Annotated in this window: 16 protein-coding genes; 13 read left to right on the top strand and 3 right to left on the bottom strand. The window is 30.1% G+C overall.

Annotated elements, in window-relative coordinates; genetic code table 11:
* Positions 1–170 precede the first annotated feature (170 nt).
* The 3 genes from KPL38_RS07045 (at position 171) to KPL38_RS07035 (ending at position 3,000) form a co-directional block, all read left to right on the top strand.
* Positions 171–1,013: a fumarate hydratase gene (locus KPL38_RS07045; RefSeq protein ID WP_216288444.1), complete on the top strand. Its 843-nt coding sequence runs from the start codon at positions 171–173 to the stop codon at positions 1,011–1,013.
* 12 nt (positions 1,014–1,025) lie between these two features.
* Entirely contained in the window at positions 1,026–1,577 is a 552-nt protein-coding gene (locus KPL38_RS07040) for a Fe-S-containing hydro-lyase (RefSeq protein ID WP_216288443.1), read from the top strand.
* 433 nt (positions 1,578–2,010) lie between these two features.
* Complete coding sequence (locus tag KPL38_RS07035; RefSeq protein ID WP_216288442.1) at positions 2,011–3,000, top strand: glycosyltransferase family 4 protein; 990 nt, start codon at positions 2,011–2,013, stop codon at positions 2,998–3,000.
* A gap of 127 nt (positions 3,001–3,127) precedes the next feature.
* On the opposite strand, the gene KPL38_RS19565 is transcribed toward KPL38_RS07035, so the two are convergent.
* Positions 3,128–3,286: a hypothetical protein gene (locus KPL38_RS19565; RefSeq protein ID WP_312884168.1), complete on the bottom strand. Its 159-nt coding sequence runs from the start codon at positions 3,284–3,286 to the stop codon at positions 3,128–3,130.
* A gap of 38 nt (positions 3,287–3,324) precedes the next feature.
* On the bottom strand, positions 3,325–3,810 hold the full coding sequence (locus tag KPL38_RS07030) for a hypothetical protein (protein ID WP_246577851.1): 486 nt from the start codon (positions 3,808–3,810) through the stop codon (positions 3,325–3,327).
* Positions 3,811–4,151: 341 nt separating this feature from the next.
* Between KPL38_RS07030 and KPL38_RS07025 the strand changes: the two genes are divergently transcribed.
* From KPL38_RS07025 to KPL38_RS07015, 3 genes are read left to right on the top strand one after another with little or no spacing between them, the layout of a single operon-like run.
* A complete protein-coding gene (locus KPL38_RS07025) occupies positions 4,152–6,530 on the top strand; it encodes a U32 family peptidase (RefSeq protein WP_216288441.1) in 2,379 nt (792 codons plus the stop codon).
* 48 nt (positions 6,531–6,578) lie between these two features.
* On the top strand, positions 6,579–8,945 hold the full coding sequence (locus KPL38_RS07020) for an endonuclease MutS2 (protein WP_216288440.1): 2,367 nt from the start codon (positions 6,579–6,581) through the stop codon (positions 8,943–8,945).
* Between the two features lie 29 nt (positions 8,946–8,974).
* The gene (locus KPL38_RS07015) at positions 8,975–9,451 is read left to right on the top strand and encodes a 2-thiouracil desulfurase family protein (RefSeq protein WP_216288439.1); all 477 of its coding nucleotides are present in this window, start codon (positions 8,975–8,977) and stop codon (positions 9,449–9,451) included.
* A gap of 124 nt (positions 9,452–9,575) precedes the next feature.
* Here KPL38_RS07015 and KPL38_RS07010 read toward each other — a convergent pair whose 3' ends face one another.
* Positions 9,576–11,066: an aminotransferase class I/II-fold pyridoxal phosphate-dependent enzyme gene (locus KPL38_RS07010; protein WP_216288438.1), complete on the bottom strand. Its 1,491-nt coding sequence runs from the start codon at positions 11,064–11,066 to the stop codon at positions 9,576–9,578.
* A 341-nt stretch (positions 11,067–11,407) separates the two neighbouring features.
* Here KPL38_RS07010 and KPL38_RS07005 point away from each other — a divergent pair, with 341 nt between their 5' ends.
* From KPL38_RS07005 to KPL38_RS06975, 7 genes are all read left to right on the top strand, one after another.
* Entirely contained in the window at positions 11,408–13,141 is a 1,734-nt protein-coding gene (locus KPL38_RS07005) for a phospho-sugar mutase (protein WP_216288437.1), read from the top strand.
* A gap of 129 nt (positions 13,142–13,270) precedes the next feature.
* The gene (locus KPL38_RS07000; protein ID WP_216288436.1) at positions 13,271–14,341 is read left to right on the top strand and encodes a tetratricopeptide repeat protein; all 1,071 of its coding nucleotides are present in this window, start codon (positions 13,271–13,273) and stop codon (positions 14,339–14,341) included.
* Positions 14,341–15,012, top strand: coding sequence for a YveK family protein (locus KPL38_RS06995; protein WP_216288435.1), 672 nt, complete (start codon positions 14,341–14,343; stop codon positions 15,010–15,012). Before KPL38_RS07000 ends, KPL38_RS06995 begins: the two co-directional genes overlap by 1 nt.
* Positions 15,013–15,024: 12 nt before the next feature.
* The gene (locus KPL38_RS06990; RefSeq protein ID WP_216288434.1) at positions 15,025–15,708 is read left to right on the top strand and encodes a CpsD/CapB family tyrosine-protein kinase; all 684 of its coding nucleotides are present in this window, start codon (positions 15,025–15,027) and stop codon (positions 15,706–15,708) included.
* A 21-nt stretch (positions 15,709–15,729) separates the two neighbouring features.
* Positions 15,730–16,506, top strand: coding sequence for a tyrosine-protein phosphatase (locus tag KPL38_RS06985; RefSeq protein ID WP_216288433.1), 777 nt, complete (start codon positions 15,730–15,732; stop codon positions 16,504–16,506).
* Between the two features lie 51 nt (positions 16,507–16,557).
* On the top strand, positions 16,558–17,463 hold the full coding sequence (galU, locus tag KPL38_RS06980; RefSeq protein WP_216288432.1) for a UTP--glucose-1-phosphate uridylyltransferase GalU: 906 nt from the start codon (positions 16,558–16,560) through the stop codon (positions 17,461–17,463).
* 167 nt (positions 17,464–17,630) lie between these two features.
* On the top strand, positions 17,631–17,942 hold a 312-nt coding region (locus KPL38_RS06975), incomplete at its 3' end, for a helix-turn-helix domain-containing protein (protein WP_216288431.1).

Raw genomic sequence — 17,942 nt, 5'->3', positions numbered from 1 at the left:
TTTAGATATTATTGCTTTTGGACGTAGAGCAGGATCATATGCAGGTAAAAATCGCAAAAATGTTAATGTGAAAGAACTTAGTCTTGACCATGTTAAAAAATATCATATGAGTCTTGAAGAAAATAGACCATTGCTTGGAAAATTAAAAAAATGGAAGGAGTTGTTGATTCATGCGTAAAGTTGATGTAAAAGAAATTGAAAATGCTTTAAAAGACATGAGTATTAAGACTAATTTTTATGTTGGAGAAGACGTATTAAGCGCCTTTCATAAAGCTGAAAAGGAAGAAACATCCCCTGTAGGAAGAGATATAATAAGTAATTTGCTTAAAAATGCTGAAATTGCGAAAAATGACCAAGTCCCAATTTGTCAGGACACAGGTATGGCTGTAGTATTTGTAGAGGTAGGCCAAGAAGTACAGTTAATAGGTGGAAATATTACAGATGCTATTAACGAAGGAGTACGACGTGGATATAAAGAAGGATATTTAAGAAAATCTGTTGTTGGAGATCCTTTAAAACGAAAAAACACAGGAGATAATACTCCTGCTGTAATCTATTATGATATTGTTCCAGGTGATAAAGTCAAAGTAACATTAGCTCCAAAAGGTTTTGGTAGTGAGAATATGAGTAGATTAAAAATGCTTAAACCATCAGATGGGTTAGCTGGTGTATTTGATTTTGTTGTAGAAGCAGTTTCACTTGCAGGTCCAAATCCATGCCCACCTATCGTTGTAGGTGTTGGAATTGGAGGTACATCAGATAAAGCAATGTATCTTGCTAAGAAAGCATTAACAAGAGATATTGGTAGTCATAATAAAGCAGAGCATCTAAAAGAAATTGAGTTAACTTTACTAGAGAAAATTAATGCATTAGGAATAGGACCTCAAGGACTAGGTGGGAACACTACAGCTCTTGCCGTTAATGTGGAAGCTTTTGCAACACATATTGCTGGATTACCAGTGGCAGTAAATATTAACTGTCATGTGGCAAGACATGCAATGACAATAATATAGGGAGTGGTAATAATGGAAATTAAGCATATAACTACTCCGTTAACACAAGAGAAGTTAAAAAAATTAAAATCAGGAGATAGTGTCTTAATATCAGGAACTATGTATACAGGAAGAGATGCAGCTCATCAGAGGTTAGTAGATGCAATTAATAATAGTGAAAAACTACCTTTCAATCCAAAAGATGCTATTATATATTATGTAGGACCCTCTCCAACTAAACCAGGAAATGTAATAGGATCTGCTGGTCCAACTACTAGTTATAGAATGGATGATTTGACTGTTCCACTTCTTGAATTAGGTCTTACTGGAATGATTGGAAAAGGGCTTAGAAGCAAAATAGTAGTAGATTCAATGAAGAAAAATGGCGCTATTTATTTTGCTGCAATAGGAGGAGCTGGAGCTCTTATTTCTAAATCAATAAAAAAATGTGAAATTATTGCGTTTGAAGATTTGGGCCCAGAAGCCGTTAGAAAACTAACTGTAGTAGATTTTCCGGCTGTTGTTGTAATAGATAGTGAAGGTAATAATCTTTATGAAACAGAAAGAAAAAAATATCAAAAATAGAATAGTAAAATAACATAAAAATTATGGATATATTACCCAAGGAGTTTTTGATGTGTGTGTAGAAAGAACTACTATTGCAGTAAGAACATACCAAAATTAAGATATTGTTAACTAACTTATGAAAAAGCAAGAATTAGATATTATGATAAAGCAGCTATATATGTTATAGGTGCTTTTATTATATCAGAACCATATATTTGATACTTAATTATATTAACATATTGAATATTTAATTTAGTTATAAGCGAGTCCTATCAATCATATATAAATTTAATAATGAACTTTACTTAATTATGTAGAAACATTTACAGCATAAACTAATAGTATATAAATAAAAGTAGAGAGAATAAAGTTAACATACTGAGTATGTTTGCCTAAATGGTTAAAAAATGTTATATAGTGAAACTAGTAAGCCTATAGGGGGAAATGCTTAATGAAAGTTTTATTGTGTGTTCGACAAGATTATTATAGAAATTTTGCAGCGGATTCTATTAAGGTAATTAAGACAGCTGAATATTTACGTAAATTAGGGGTAACAGTAGATATAAATAATGGTGGTATATATGATTATAAAGATTATGATATAGTGCATTTGTTTAATATTGATAATGCTGGGGAAATATACAGATATTACAAAATTGCTCATTTTTACAAAAACAACATTGTAATATCGCCTATGCACTGGGATATGAAAAAATATCATATGATAAATAATAAAATTGAAAATATGAAACTATATGAAAAATGCAGTAGTTATAAAGAGGAAATATTAAAAAAGAGTAAGATTATAATATGTAATAGTGAATTAGAAAAAGAGCTTATTCAAAATGAATTTAATGTTGAGACCAAATGCACTGTTATCTATAATGGTGTAGAAGTTGAAGATGAAGATATACCTTTATATAATTTTACAGAGCGATACAATTTAAACAATTACGCCTTATGTGTTGGAAGAATATGTGAGAGCAAAAATCAACTTGCTTTATGCAGTATATGTGCAAAACTAGGAAAGCAGTTAGTTCTAATAGGAAGTGTAGATGACAACGAATATCTTAAACAATGTACTAGCTTTTCAAATGTAGTATATTTAGGTTTTGTGGATAACTATAATGTATACAATGCATATAGATTTGCACAGGTTCATGTAAATCCAAGTTTTGTAGCAATGCCAGGATTATCTTCACTTGAGGCAGCAGCAAGTGGCTGCAATGTAGTATCATCCAATGAGGGGTGTGCAAAAGAATATTTTAAGAATATGGCTTTATTTTGTGACCCATATAATAATGATAGTATCGAAGATGCAGTAAAAAAAGGATTTGAAAAACGTAAGGATAGTATTCTTAAAAATCATGTAAATGAAAATTACAAATGGGAAAAATTAATAAATGATTTGCATAAAACTTATTTAGAAATTCTTAGTTGAAAATTTTTTGGATAATTCTATAACGAAAATTATATATTGCTAAGGTTGCTTAAATGCATTCTGTGCAATATATAATTTTGATACATAATATAAGTAAAAACTTTAATACCATCTAATATATAATCTTTTATAATACATTCCTAACAGAAAGTATATATTTAGCTCTATCCAAAGGGTTGACACCAATTCTTTCCCTTGTGGACCCAGTTTCTATAGAGCAGGGCTCAAAACCGTAAAAGTGAGTGGTCATGATACCTTTTCCAGAAGATATCTTTCCTAAGTCCACTGGATATTCAAGTGAGGTGGATACAGGTATTTTCCCTTCTATAGTAAAATACCATTGTGTATAAATGGAGTAATAAAACTTCCACGCATTTTTATAATATCATTTAAAACCCTTCCACCTATAGTTTCAGGTACTGTAATCCTAAACTTAATTATGGGTTCCAACAATGTAGTGCCTATTTCATTTAGGCCTCTCATGATGCCAATAGCGGCGGAAGTAGCGAAGTCACCAGAACGGGAATGCATAACATGGTCTTCACCTTTAATAAAAGTTATCTTTAAATCTGTTATTTGCCATCCATAGATTCCTTGACTTAAAATTTTATCTATATTATCTTCTATTTCTCTTTGATACTTTATTTTAACATCTTCAGTTCTTACAGTAGATTTATAAATAAGTCCTGTCCCTTTTGGTAGTGGTTCAATTAAAAATTTGACTATAGCCCAGCAAGGTTTGGGCATTGTATACCGTGATTCACCATATACACTAGCAGTTGGAGTTTCTTTGTAGATAACAGAAGGCATACCAAAGGTAACCTCTAAATTAAACCTTTCTTTTAAAACGGCTTCTATATATTTCTAATACTATTTTTTATTGTCATATTTATATCTCCATATCTAAATTTAAAAACAGGTTTTTTAAATAATAGTTAGTAAGTAACTATTCTTTTTTTATTATATTCGATTATATTTATTGTGTCTATTCGTATGTAACTTCAAAACTAGTAATAAATGTAATTTTTGGATAGAATTATTAAAAAAAGTTTAGAAACTGTGTTATATTAATGTAATATTTTTTAATCTCTTAAATTATTTCAACATTTATTGTATAATAAGAATTAGAAGACATATTAGGAGAGATGCAAATGAAAAAGATCGAGTTATTAGCTCCTGCTGGTAGTATGGAAAGTGTATACGCAGCAGTACAAATGAAGGCAGATGCAATTTATATAGGAGGAAGTAAATTTTCGGCAAGGGCGTATGCTTTTAATTTTGATGATGAAAACATAATACTTGCAGTAGATTATTGTCATATTTATGGTGTTCGTGTTTATGTCACTTTAAATACATTAGTAAAGGACAATGAAATAAAAGAAATTATGGAGTATGTGGGATTTTTATATAGCATTGGGGTAGATGCTTTATTACTTCAAGATACAGGATTAATATATTTGATAAGAAATAATTTTCCTGATTTTGAACTCCACGCATCAACACAAATGACAATTCATAATGGTGAAGCTGCATTATTTCTAAAACAAATTGGATTTAAAAGGATAGTTCTGTCAAGAGAGCTCAGTTTAAAAGAAATTAACTACATATCTAATGTATTAAAAGTTGAAACAGAAGTTTTTGTTCATGGAGCATTGTGCATATGCTATTCAGGGCAGTGTCTTATGAGTAGTATTATTGGTGGTAGGAGTGGAAATAGGGGTAGGTGTGCTCAACCTTGTAGATTACCTTACACATTAATAGATAAAAGCAATAACAAAGAACATAAAGCATACTTATTAAGTCCAAAAGATATTTGTACATTAGATAATTTAAAAGACATAGTTGCAAGTGGAACATCTTCACTTAAAATTGAGGGAAGAATGAAAAGAGCAGAATATGTATCAGGCACAGTGGAAATATATAGACGAGCACTAGATAATTTATATAATAATAAAATACAAAAATCGGATAAAGATAAAAAAGTTTTGACACAATTATTTAACAGAGAAGGATTTTCAAAGGCTTATTTATATGGTAATACGGGAAAAGATATGATGGCTTATAAAGTTCCTAAAAATTCTGGAATTCTAATTGGCAGTGGATCTAATGATTTACTAATAACACTTTCTGAAAATATTGCTTTAAAAGACGGTATAATGTTTGGTGACAATGGATTTATTTTAGAAAAGATTATAAAAAATGGAATAGAAGTAGATTCAGCGCTAAAAGGTGATAGAGTTTTATTAAAACCAACTAAATATAAAGCTGGAGAGTTATTATATAAAATCTCGGATGCACATTTAATGGATGAACTAGCACAGAGCTATAGTGATAAATTTAAAAGAAAGATACAAATAGATCTTTCAATAGAATTTAGTATAAATAAGCCTCTAAAAATAAGCACGAGCTACCTTGGAAAAATATTTACTGCTAATGGTGATCTTGTTCAAAAAGCAATAAATAAACCACTAGATACACAACGTTTAATAAAAAATGTATCTAAAACAGGTGATACGCCTTTTGTAATAAATGAAGTGATTTTTAAAAGCTTTGATGAAGGGTTTATGTCAATGTCATCATTAAATTTAGTAAGGCGGGAGCTAATAGAATCTGTTCAAAATCATATAATAGGAAAGTATAAAAGAGAGAAACATAGTACTCAGATTAATTACAATAAAGGACTTAATATACAAGTTAATAAGGAAGAAATAAAATCAAATGAGAATATAGATAACATAATGCCTAAGACTATTATAGTTGTTTCAAGTAATGAGCAATTAAAGGCTGTAATAGAAATGGGTTTTAATAATATTGCTATTAATCCTTTTATGCGAGGGTGTAATATTAATTTAGACAAAAGTGGTATAAATACTTATCTTAAGATTCCCAATATTATTAAGGGCGAATTTAAAAGTATATGTGAATTTATAGAAAGTAATTTGGGGAATATAAAAGGTATTATTACTGCTAATTTAGGGATAATTAGTAGATTCAATAAAAAAACAAGCATTATTGGAGACTATAAATTAAACATTTTTAACAACTATGCAAGTGATTTTTATAAAAGCTTTCTTGTGGGAACTTGTATTAGTGCTGAATTAAACGCAGCAGAAATAAAAAAGATATCATATAAAAGTTCACTTCCACTTCAAATCATGGTTTATGGGAAATATGAACTTATGGTTAGTGAATATTGTGCTATAGGTAGTGTTTTTGGTAACAAGAGTGAAAATAAAGCTTGCTCACAGAATTGTACTAAAGGATCTTATATTCTTAAGGATAGAAAAGATGTGGAATTTAGTATTAATACCGACAAATATTGCAGAAGCTATATTTATAATAATGTACCTGTTAATTTGATATCTAACATGGAAGAGATAGAAAAAAATGGAATAGTATCTTTTAGATTGGATTTTATTCATGAAAATTATAAAGAAACTATTGAAGTCCTCCAAAATTATATTAATAAAAACTGGCAAGGGGATTTTAAGAATTATACTAGAGGGCACTATAAAAGAGGAGTAGAATAAATAGGAATATACAATTAAGTTTATTAACATAAGAAAGACGGTGTAATTGTGAATAAAAAATCATTAAGGGTTTTAGAATATTATAAAATCAAAGATAAAATTAAGAAACACGCAAAAACTATGGCAGGTAAGGATATTATTGATAGTTTACAGCCTTATACTAATATTTATGAAGTTAGAGAGCATTTGCAGGAAACCAATGAGGCATTACTTCTTTTATCAAAAAAAGGAGGCGCACCTTTTGAAGGTATATACGATGTTCGAGATGCAATAATTCGAGCATCTAAAGGAGCTTCACTTATGCCAATGCAGCTTTTGCGAATAGCACAGATGCTTAAATGTGCTAGATTATTTAAAAATTATGTTGGCAATAATGAAGAGGACAATACTTTTAGAGTACTTAATGATATATGTATTGGAATTGTTCCAATTAAAAAATTAGAGGATGAAATTTTTATAGCTATTATAAGCGATGAAGAAATTTCTGATAGGGCTAGTAGTTTACTTTTTAGTTTAAGAAAATCTTTAAAAGAGAAAAATGCATCTGTAAAAGAGAGAGTAATTTCTCTAGTTAGATCTAATGCAAAATATCTTCAAGAAAGTTTATATACAATACGGGGAGATAGATATGTAATTCCAGTTAAGGTAGAACATAAAGGTAGCGTTCCAGGTATTGTGCATGATCAGAGTTCTTCTGGATCTACATTGTTCATTGAGCCAATGAGTCTTGTTAATTTAAATAATGATATAAAGGAAATTATGTTAAAAGAAAAAGCTGAGGTTGAAAGAATTTTAAGAGAATTATCATACCAAATATATGAAAATATAAATATTGTTCAAAACAATGCAGATATAGTATGGGAATTAGATTTTATATTTGCAAAGGCGATGTATGCAATAGACATTAATGCTATTATCCCGAGTGTTAACGAAGAAGGAGAAATAGATATAGTTCAAGCAAGACATCCATTGATAGATCCTAAAGTAGTAGTGCCAAGTAACATTTATTTAGGAAAATATTTTACATCTTTGGTAATAACAGGACCCAATACTGGAGGTAAAACAGTAACATTAAAAACTGTAGGGTTAATTGAAATAATGGCTATGAGTGGAATTTTAATTCCAGCAAGTGAAGGTTCAATAGTAAGTTTCTTCAATGAAATTTTTGCAGACATAGGTGATGAACAAAGTATAGAACAAAGTTTATCTACTTTTTCATCTCACATGACGAATATAGTAAACATTATTGATATAGCAGATAAAAAAACATTGGCTCTATTTGATGAATTGGGAGCTGGAACAGATCCTACAGAGGGAGCAGCGCTTGCTGTTTCGATACTTGAGAATCTAAGAGCAAGAGGCACGAAAGTAGTTGCAACAACGCATTATAGTGAATTAAAAGGATATGCTTTAAAAACCACAGGCGTAGAAAATGCATCTGTAGAATTTAATGTAGATACATTAAGTCCAACCTACAGATTAATAATAGGAGTGCCAGGAAAATCAAATGCTTTTGAAATATCTAAGAGATTAGGTCTCCCAGATTATATTATAAAAAGTGCAAGAGAAAATATTTCTAAAGATACTTTAGAATTTGAAGAATTAGTTCAAACTTTGCAAGAAAAAAGTATAAAAGCAGAAGAAGACGCAAGACTTGCAGAAAGTTTGAAATTACAAGCAAGCACGTTAAAAGATAAATATCAAGTAAAGTTGCATAAACTTGATAACATAAGAGAAAATGCAATGTATGAAGCCCAAAGGGAAGCAAAGAGATTAATAAAGAATGCAAAGGAAGAATCTGATGTCATTCTTAAAAATATGAGGCAGTTAGAAAATTTGGGGTATTCTTCTGAAGCAAGACAAAAACTTGAAGAGGAAAGGACAAAAATTAAAAACAAGCTTGAAACATTAGAAAGACATGTAGAAAAAAGCAATGATGAACTTGGCGAAAAACTAAAAAGTGTAAAACAAGGTGAAAAGGTATATTTACCATCTCTTGACCAAAAGGTTATTGTAATTTCGAAACCTGATAAGAAAGGTGAACTTCAGGTTCAAGCTGGTATTATGAAGATAAATGTTAAATTAGATGATCTGCGCAAATCAAAGCTTACTGATGAAGATAAGAAAAAGGCAAAGATAATTAAGAGAGAGCTTAAGCTAAACACAAGAAGTGTATCAACATCTGTAGATTTACGAGGCATGGATTCTCAGGAGGCTATTTATACTGTTGATAAGTATTTAGATGAAGCTTGTTTGGGTGGTCTTAAAGAAGTAACAATTATTCATGGTAAGGGTACAGGAGTTTTAAGAAAAACTATTACAGACATGTTAAAAAGACATAGTCATGTTAGTACGTATAGATTAGGAAACTATGGTGAAGGTGGTAGTGGAGTTACTATAGCAGAACTGAAGTAGATAAGATTTTAATAAAGGGTGGTTATGACATGATTATTGTAAGTGCTTGTTTGTGTGGTATTAACTGTAAATATGATGGCGGAAATAATCTAGATGTACGTATTCTTAAACTAGTAAAAGAGGGAAAAGCTCTTCCTATTTGCCCAGAACAACTTGGAGGGCAAGAGACTCCTAGGGATCCGCAAGAAATTACAAATGGGAATGGATTTGATGTAATAGAGGGTAATGCTAGAATTCTTGGATTTAAAAATGACGATTTAACCTCAAAGTTTTTAAAAGGTGCTTATGAATCTCTTAAAATAGCAGAGGCAGTTGGGGCTACCATAGCTATTCTAAAGGCGCGAAGTCCTTCTTGTGGAGTTTCTCAAATATATGATGGGACTTTTAGTGGAACTAAGAGAAATGGTAACGGAGTTACTGCGGAGCTATTATTGTCAAAGGGAATAATAGTTTTTACAGAAGAAAATCTAGAAAAATTAGAATCCTTATTAATGGGGGAAATATAAATGGCATTATACTCACTAGCATCTAAAGTTTAAATACTTAGAAACTATTGAAAAAGGAAATATTGATAATAGAGTAAAATTAAACAGAAGTAAAAAGAACTCCAAATTGGAGTTCTTTTTACTTCTAGTCAACAGTTATATGCACAGCGTCTTCTTCACGAACAACCTTTATATATTCAACTTCAGGATCTTCGGTTCCTTGTACATACAATCCAGTGTTTTTTAATTTTTCAACATAATCTACAATTTCTTGAGTTATTCTCTCACCTGGGCATAATACCGGAATGCCTGGTGGGTAGGCCATTAAAAATTCACCACTTATCATACCAACACTTTTCTTAATCTCTACAGCAGTATTTACACTGTTAAAAGCCTCACGAGGAATTTGAACCTGCTCAGGAATACTAGGAATATCAATAAAATCTGTTTTCTTTGATCCTTTACCATAGTATTCGCTACTTATTTCTTCTAGAGCCTTTAGTAATTTATCCATTCCATCTCTTGTGTCTCCAAAAGAACCAACTGCTAATATGTTGTAGAGGTCAGATAACTCCATTTGAATATGATACTTATTAGAAAGGATCATATCTAAATCATAACCCGTTATACCTAAATCTCTACAAGTTATTGTAATTTTAGTTGGATCAAATGCATAGGCACCAAAACCATTTAAAACCTCTTCACCGAAGCAATATAATCCTGGTATTTTATTTACTTCACTTCTTACATAATTACATAAATCTATAGTTTTTTCTAACAACTCTTGACCGTGTAATGCAATTTGTCTTCTTGCACAATCTAAGGATGCCATTAGTATGTATGATGGAGAGGTAGTGTGCAGTAAGTTTATTAGCTGTTTAACCCTTGAAGGGTTAACACGTTTTGAATTAACCTGTAGCATTGAACTTTGAGTTAATGAACCTATTATTTTGTGTGTGCTTTGAGCACAGATATCTGCACCAGCTTCCATAGCGGACATTGGTAATCTACTATTAAAATTAAGGTGGGGACCATGAGCCTCATCAACTATTAAAGGAATATCATATTCATGAACTATGCCAGCAATTTTTTCTATATCTGTGGAGACACCATAGTATGTGGGATTAATTATAAGTACTGCTTTTGCATCAGGATTATTCTTTAATGTTTCTTCAACAGTTTCTGGAGAAACCCCATGGGCAACACCTATTTTTTTATCTAGTTCTGGTTGCATATAAACTGGTATAGCACCTGACAAAATGATACCACCAGTTATGGATTTATGAACATTTCTTGGAACAATTATTTTGTCACTGGATCCAACTACAGACATAATCATAGCTTGAATAGCACCAGAAGTCCCATTAACAGAGAAAAATGAAGCATCAGCACCATAAGCATCAGCTGCGAGCTCCTGTGCCTTTTTAATAACTCCAGTGGGATGGTGAAAACTGTCAACAAGTTTAAAAACTGTAACATCAATTTTAAAAGGGTTATCGCCCATAAATTTTTTGAATTGTTCATCGGCGCCTATTCCCTTTTTATGACCAGGTACATGAAAAGGTAAGGTATCTCTATCTACATACTCCATTAGAGCATCGAATAATGGAGTTTCATTTTGATTTAATCTATACATTTATACACCCCTTTCATTAGAATTTATATTAATATTTTAAAATTACTGTTTTAGTTTATTCATTCAGCCAATTAATAATTATATAGGATTATATATGCAAATGCAATTATAATAATTTTTAATCTTAAAATAACACAAAATAGCCTCAAAAGTGTTTTGTAATTATGGTTTTGTAAGGAAAAAATACTATTAAGAATGTCTAAAAACAGGTTATTTGTCAAAAATGCCTTTTATTTGTAATGATTTGATAGTATAATATGATAGACTAAAGGGAGATTAGCGAGAATAGCAACGGGGGAACGATTGTTATCTGCTTTAAAGAATCACAAGGAGGATAATGTATGACTTACAAAGAGAAGTATAAAAATTGGATTAATTCTAATTTTATAGATTTAAAATTAAAGAGGGAGCTTGAGAAGTTAGTAGATGAAAAAGAAATCGAGGATAGATTTTATAAAGATTTAGAGTTTGGTACTGGCGGACTAAGAGGTGTTATGGGTGCTGGGACAAACAGAATGAATATACATACCATCGGTAAGGCTACTCAAGGGCTTTGCGATTATTTAAACTCGAAATACAAGAAAAATATATCAGTTACTATAGCCTATGATTCAAGAAATATGTCTATTGAATTTGCAAAAGCGGCTGCAGAAACTCTTTGCGCTAATGATATTTCTGTTAATTTATTTGAAAAATTAACACCAACACCAATTTTATCTTATGCTGTTCGTGAATTGAAAAGTAAGGCTGGTATTGTTATCACGGCTTCACATAATCCTAAGCAATATAACGGATATAAGGTTTATGGTGATGATGGTGGACAAGTTACTGATGAAGCTGCAAGTCAAATTACAACATGTATAGGTAACATTAAAGACTTTTCTAAAGTGAAAACTATGGAGTTTAATACTGCAAAAGAAAATGGACTCTTAAATATTATCGGAGAGAACCTATATTTGTCATATATAGATAAAACTAAAAATTTAACTATAAGAAAAGATATGGTTAAAAAATATGCCAATAATTTAAAAATAATTTATACTCCTATTCATGGTTCTGGGAATTTGCCAGTAAGAAGAGTCTTAGATGAATTAGGTTATAAAAATGTATTTGTTGTAAAAGAACAGGAAATGCCAAATGGCAATTTTCCCACATCACCATATCCTAATCCAGAAGACCCAAATGTATTTAAATTAGCACTGAATATGGCAAGTGATATTAATCCAGATATTATTTTTGGCACAGATCCAGACTGTGATAGGATTGGAGTAGTAGTAAAGTGTGACGATGGGAAATATAAAGTTTTGTCAGGCAATCAGACAGGGGTATTATTAGGCAATTATATTTTGAAATCATTAAACGAAAATAATCAAATCCCTAAAAATGGAGTAATAATAAAAACTATTGTTACCACAAATTTGATAGAAAGTATCGCACAAAAATATAATGTAGAAGTGTTAGAAGTGCTTACAGGATTTAAATATATTGGAGAGAAAATTAAAGAGTTTGAACAAAATAACGAAAAAAACTTTATATTTGGATTTGAAGAAAGTTTTGGGTATTTAGCAGGTAACTTTGTTCGTGATAAAGATGCAGTTATAGCCGCAACTTTAATTTGTGAAATGACACTTTATTATAAAAATAAAGGCATGAGTTTGTATGATGCTTTGATGAACATTTATAAAGAATACGGTTATTATGAGGAAAGTTTAGTTTCAATAGAACTTAAGGGAAAAGATGGAGCAGAAAAAATAAGTAATGCGTTAGAATATTTGAGATCTTCAATGAAAGGTTCAATAGGAAACAATAAAATTACAAGAAAAATGGATTATAAAGCAAGTATAGAAACGGATTTAATTAATAACACGGAGAAAACTATTAAATTGCCGAAATCCAATGTATTAAAGTTCCTCTTAGAAGATGGCTCTTGGTTTGTAGTTAGACCATCTGGTACCGAACCAAAGATGAAAATCTATTTATCAGTTAAAGGAAATTGTTTAGAAAATTCATCTAAGAAAATGATTGTTCTAAAAGAAAATGTTATGTCTATAGTTAACAATGCATGCTTAAATTAACACATTAATTAATACCAAACTATAATCCCACTGCTATGATTTAATATGTTTACAAATTATCATCATTATATTATTATTAATAGTAGACATTACGACGTAAATATTTTAGAGTAGTAGAAAGGAGTAAGCATGGACACTAAAGCATATTTTTCTGAAAAATTGGCAGCACTTCTTTTTTTAGAAATAAAAAAGAACAGTAAAATTAAAGACTTTACAATTTTGGAGGATATCTATTTTCCAGTGAGAACTAATGAAATAATCCAAAAGGTAAAGAAAAAAGAAGATTTTGACAATATATCCGTTAATTTATTTATTCAGGGGATGTTCTATGTTTTAGGAGCAGATGAGCACTTTAAATATAATGAACAGTATAAAGTAATTATAAATACTGTCCCAAATTCAATAGGATATATCAAGGGTGTCATATTTAAAGAAATTGAAAAAGAAAATTACGAGGAAGCATATATTATTTTAAAAGGATTATTAGTTATAGAAGAAAATAAAGAAAATTATGACAAAATTTTTATATTAGTTGATAAATTAAGATTAACTAATGTTATGTTTAAGGATGAAGAGCTAAGGCTTGTTGAAAAAGCTAAAAAGATTTCTCACTATAGTAATCCATATTTATATGAATCATTAGTTCTTAATAGTGAAAATAAATATGACTTAGCATTATTGGCTTTAAGAAACTATATTGAGAATGGAGGAGAACAAACAACTGATGTTATTGAACTTAAAAATGAATTAGAAACTATAACAGGTTTTAATAAAGCAAAAGAAATGGTGCCTGAGAATCCTAAGGGTGCACTTGAAATTTTAATACCATTGATAGACCAATTAGGAGATCGTCCGGATATATATTATCACATTGCTGTAGCTTATAGAATCCTAAAAAATCATGAGAAAGCTATATATTATTTAAATGAGGCTGTAGCAATTGATAAGGATCTAATTGAGGTAATAAATGAATTTGGTATTAATTATGCTTGTCTTGAAAATTATGAGGTAGCTATTAACTATTTTAGGAAGGCATTTGAAGTTACTAAATCTATTGAGATATGTACAAATCTTATTATGTGCTATATAAATGTCAAAAACTTTAAGCAGGCAAAGCTACATTTAGATATAGCTAAAAAAATAGATGCAAAAGATGAAATTGTATGTCAGTTAGAAAAACTATTCACGGAGGGTAAATAATGGAGATAATTGAATATTTAAATATAATAAAAAAAAGAATCCTGTTAATAATTTTAGTAACGATAGGAGCAACGGTGCTAAGTGGAGTTTTAAGTTATTTTGTTATTACGCCTTCATATAAATCTGACATATCAGTAATAATTGGTAAACCAGATAGCAAATCTCAAGTGTCACAAGATGCCTATAATGATGTAATGATGTATCAACAATTAGTTAGTACTTATAGTGAGTTTGTTACATCAAGAAAAGTTTCAGAAAATGTAATTAAAACTCTTAAATTAGATATGACTTCTGATGATCTTCAAAAAATGGTAACAGTAACACCTAAAGCAAATACTGAGTTTTTAACTATAGCAGTTAAATCCACGGATCCTAAACAGGCTATGGACATTGCTAATCAGTTTGCTAAATCATTAAAATCTGTAAGTTATGATGTTAAAAAAGTGGATAATGTGCAAATCTTAGATAACGCAATCGAACCTATTGTGCCAACTAGCCCTAATCCAAAATTAAATATGGCAATTGCTTTTTTCATTGGACTTATGGTATCACTTGGAATAGCATTTTTATTAGAGTACTTAGATAATACTGTAAAAACGCAAGAAGACATAGAAAAATTAATGGGAGTACCAGTTATAGGTATTATTCCTTTAACTGACGATAAACAATAGGAAGGTGAGAATATGTTAAAAAAATTAATAACATTAAAAAATCCAAAATCTAGAACGGCCGAAGCATTTAGAACATTAAGGACTAATATTCAATTCTCTTCCTTAGATAAAGCATTGAAATCTATTGTAGTTACATCCTCTGGAGCTGGAGAAGGTAAAAGTACAGTAATGGCTAATTTAGCTATAACCATGGCTGAAAGTGGTATGAAGATTATTCTTATAGATTGTGATTTAAGAAAACCATCAATACACAAAAAAATGGGAATTACCAATTCTGTAGGACTAACAAATGTACTAGTTCAAGGGGTGAAAAAGGAAGAGTGCGTTGTTAAGACAACTGTTAATAATCTTTTTGTACTAACAAGTGGTCCTATTCCACCAAACCCAGCAGAATTATTAGGAAGCAAAAAAATGAGAGATTTTATTGAGGAACTAAAAGGTGAATTTGACTTAGTTCTTATTGATGCTCCACCAGTTCTTGCAGTAACTGATGCGCAAATTCTATCAACAATCGTAGATGGTGTTATTTTTGTTGCATCTTATGGAGAAGCTCAAAAAAATGCATTAGTAGATGCAAAACATTTAATTGATAAGGTTGGCGGAAAGATACTTGGAGTTGTATTTAATAAAGTACCTGAAGCAGTAACTGGTTATCATGGCAAGTATTATAAAGGGTATTATGGAAAAGAAAATTAAAATTTTAGAAGGTGTAATTTTATGATAGATTTTCATAGTCATATAATTAATGGTGTTGATGATGGAGCAAAAAATTTAAATACATCTCTAAAAATGTTAAAATTCTCAGAAAATGAAGGTGTAGAATATATTTGTGCTACTCCTCATTTTATAACTGAGGAATATGAAATTAATCGAAGTGATTATGTTAAAAAGTTTGATGAGTTAGTTACTGCATCAAAACAAGAAAATATGAATATTAAAATTTTATCTGGACTTGAGATATATATGCATCCTAATTTACCAAAACTTTATAAGGAAAAGAAAATATGGGGAATAAATGATTCTGAGTATTTACTTATAGAGCTTCCAATGGGACAATTTCCTATTTATACTGAGAATGTATTTTACGAATTAATGTTACTTGGTGCAAAACCCATTTTAGCACACCCAGAGAGAAATCTTAAAATCATCAAAAATCATGATTTAATTATTAATTTAATAAATCAGGGTGTAATGATGCAAATTAATTGTGCTAGTTTACTCGGAGATTATGGTAAAGAAATAAAAAAAACAGCACATGTATTTTTAAAAAGTAATATGATACATATGTTGGGTAGCGATGGTCATAATACTACAAGTAGAAAAACTAAACTAAAAGAAGCATACGCAATAGTTAAAAATGAAAATAAGGAAGTATATGATTGGATTATTGAAAATCAAACTAATATTATTAATAATATCTCTGTAAGTGAATTTTTAGAAATAAAACTTAAAAAAGCAAAAGGGAAAATTTCATTTTTAAACATTTTCAAGTAATCTTTAACAGGTTTATAATATGAAAAATGTGTTTTTGAGGGGAGAAAAATTATGAAAGTTAAAAAGGCTATAATACCAGCAGCAGGACTTGGAACAAGATTTCTACCAGCTACAAAGGCACAACCTAAAGAAATGTTGCCTATCGTTGATAAACCTACAATACAGTATATTATCGAGGAAGCTGTTGCAGCTGGAATTGAAGAAATATTAATTATAACAGGAAGAAATAAGAGAGCTATTGAAGATCATTTTGATAAATCAGTTGAACTTGAACAACAATTAGAGAAAAACGGTAAGGAAGATACCTTAGCAATGGTTAGAGATATATCTAATATGGCAAATATCTATTATATACGTCAGAAAGAACCTAAAGGTTTAGGGCATGCCATAGGTTGTGCAAAAACATTTGTTGGAAATGAGCCATTTGCAGTAATGCTTGGTGATGATGTGGTAGATAGTGAGGTACCTTGTTTAAAACAACTTATAGATTGTTATGATCAATATAATACTTCTATTTTGGGAGTTCAAAAAGTTCCTATGAGCGAAGTTAACAAATATGGTATAGTAAATGGAACAGCAATAAAAGATAGAGTTTATAAAGTTAAGGATGTTGTAGAAAAGCCTAACGTTTCTGAGGCACCATCAAACGTAGCAATACTTGGAAGATATATTATAACTCCTAAAATATTTGATATTTTAGAAAATACAAAGCCAGGTAAGGGTGGAGAAATTCAACTTACAGATGCTTTAAAAACTTTGATATCACAGGAAGATATGTATGCTTATAATTTTGAAGGTAGAAGATATGATGTAGGTGATAAGGAAGGATTTTTAGAAGCAAATGTAGAATATGCTCTTAAAAATGATAAGCTTAACAAAACGTTTATGAAGTATCTTTTATCCATTAAGGAGAATGAAACGTTTAAGAATATTTATAATGAATGTAAAAACAAATAATATTATAAAAAAAGCCAAATACCGGGCTTTTTTTATTTTACCTCATCTCATATATTTTAATATTGACCTGTTGTAAAATGAAGTTGAACCAATAAGAAATCCATAGTGGATTAATTCTGTGTTATGCTTTAATCGCCTAAACTAAAACACACAGGAGGATAATCACTATGGAATACCCAAATAATAACACAGAATCACGTAAAAATAAACACTTGAACTTGGAAGAACGCGTTATGATTGAAATTCGTCTTAAAGATGGCTTTTCACCATATAAAGTAGCTAAGGAACTTAAACGTCCAATAACCACTATTCTTAATGAAATACAACGCGGTACTACAACTCAAATGATACAAGGCAAACCAGTTGAGATGTACCTTGCAGATACCGGTGAAGCTATTTACAGAAAGAATCGTTTAAATTCTTGTCGTACCTTTAAGCGATTAGAATGCTCTAAATTTATAAACTTTGTAGTGGATAAA

Source organism: Clostridium psychrophilum, from assembly GCF_018861705.1.
Classification (GTDB): Bacteria; Bacillota; Clostridia; order Clostridiales; family Clostridiaceae; genus Clostridium_AD; species Clostridium_AD psychrophilum.
Note: the sequence above shows the minus strand (reverse complement) of the source record. Positions and strands in the feature narration are given on the sequence as shown.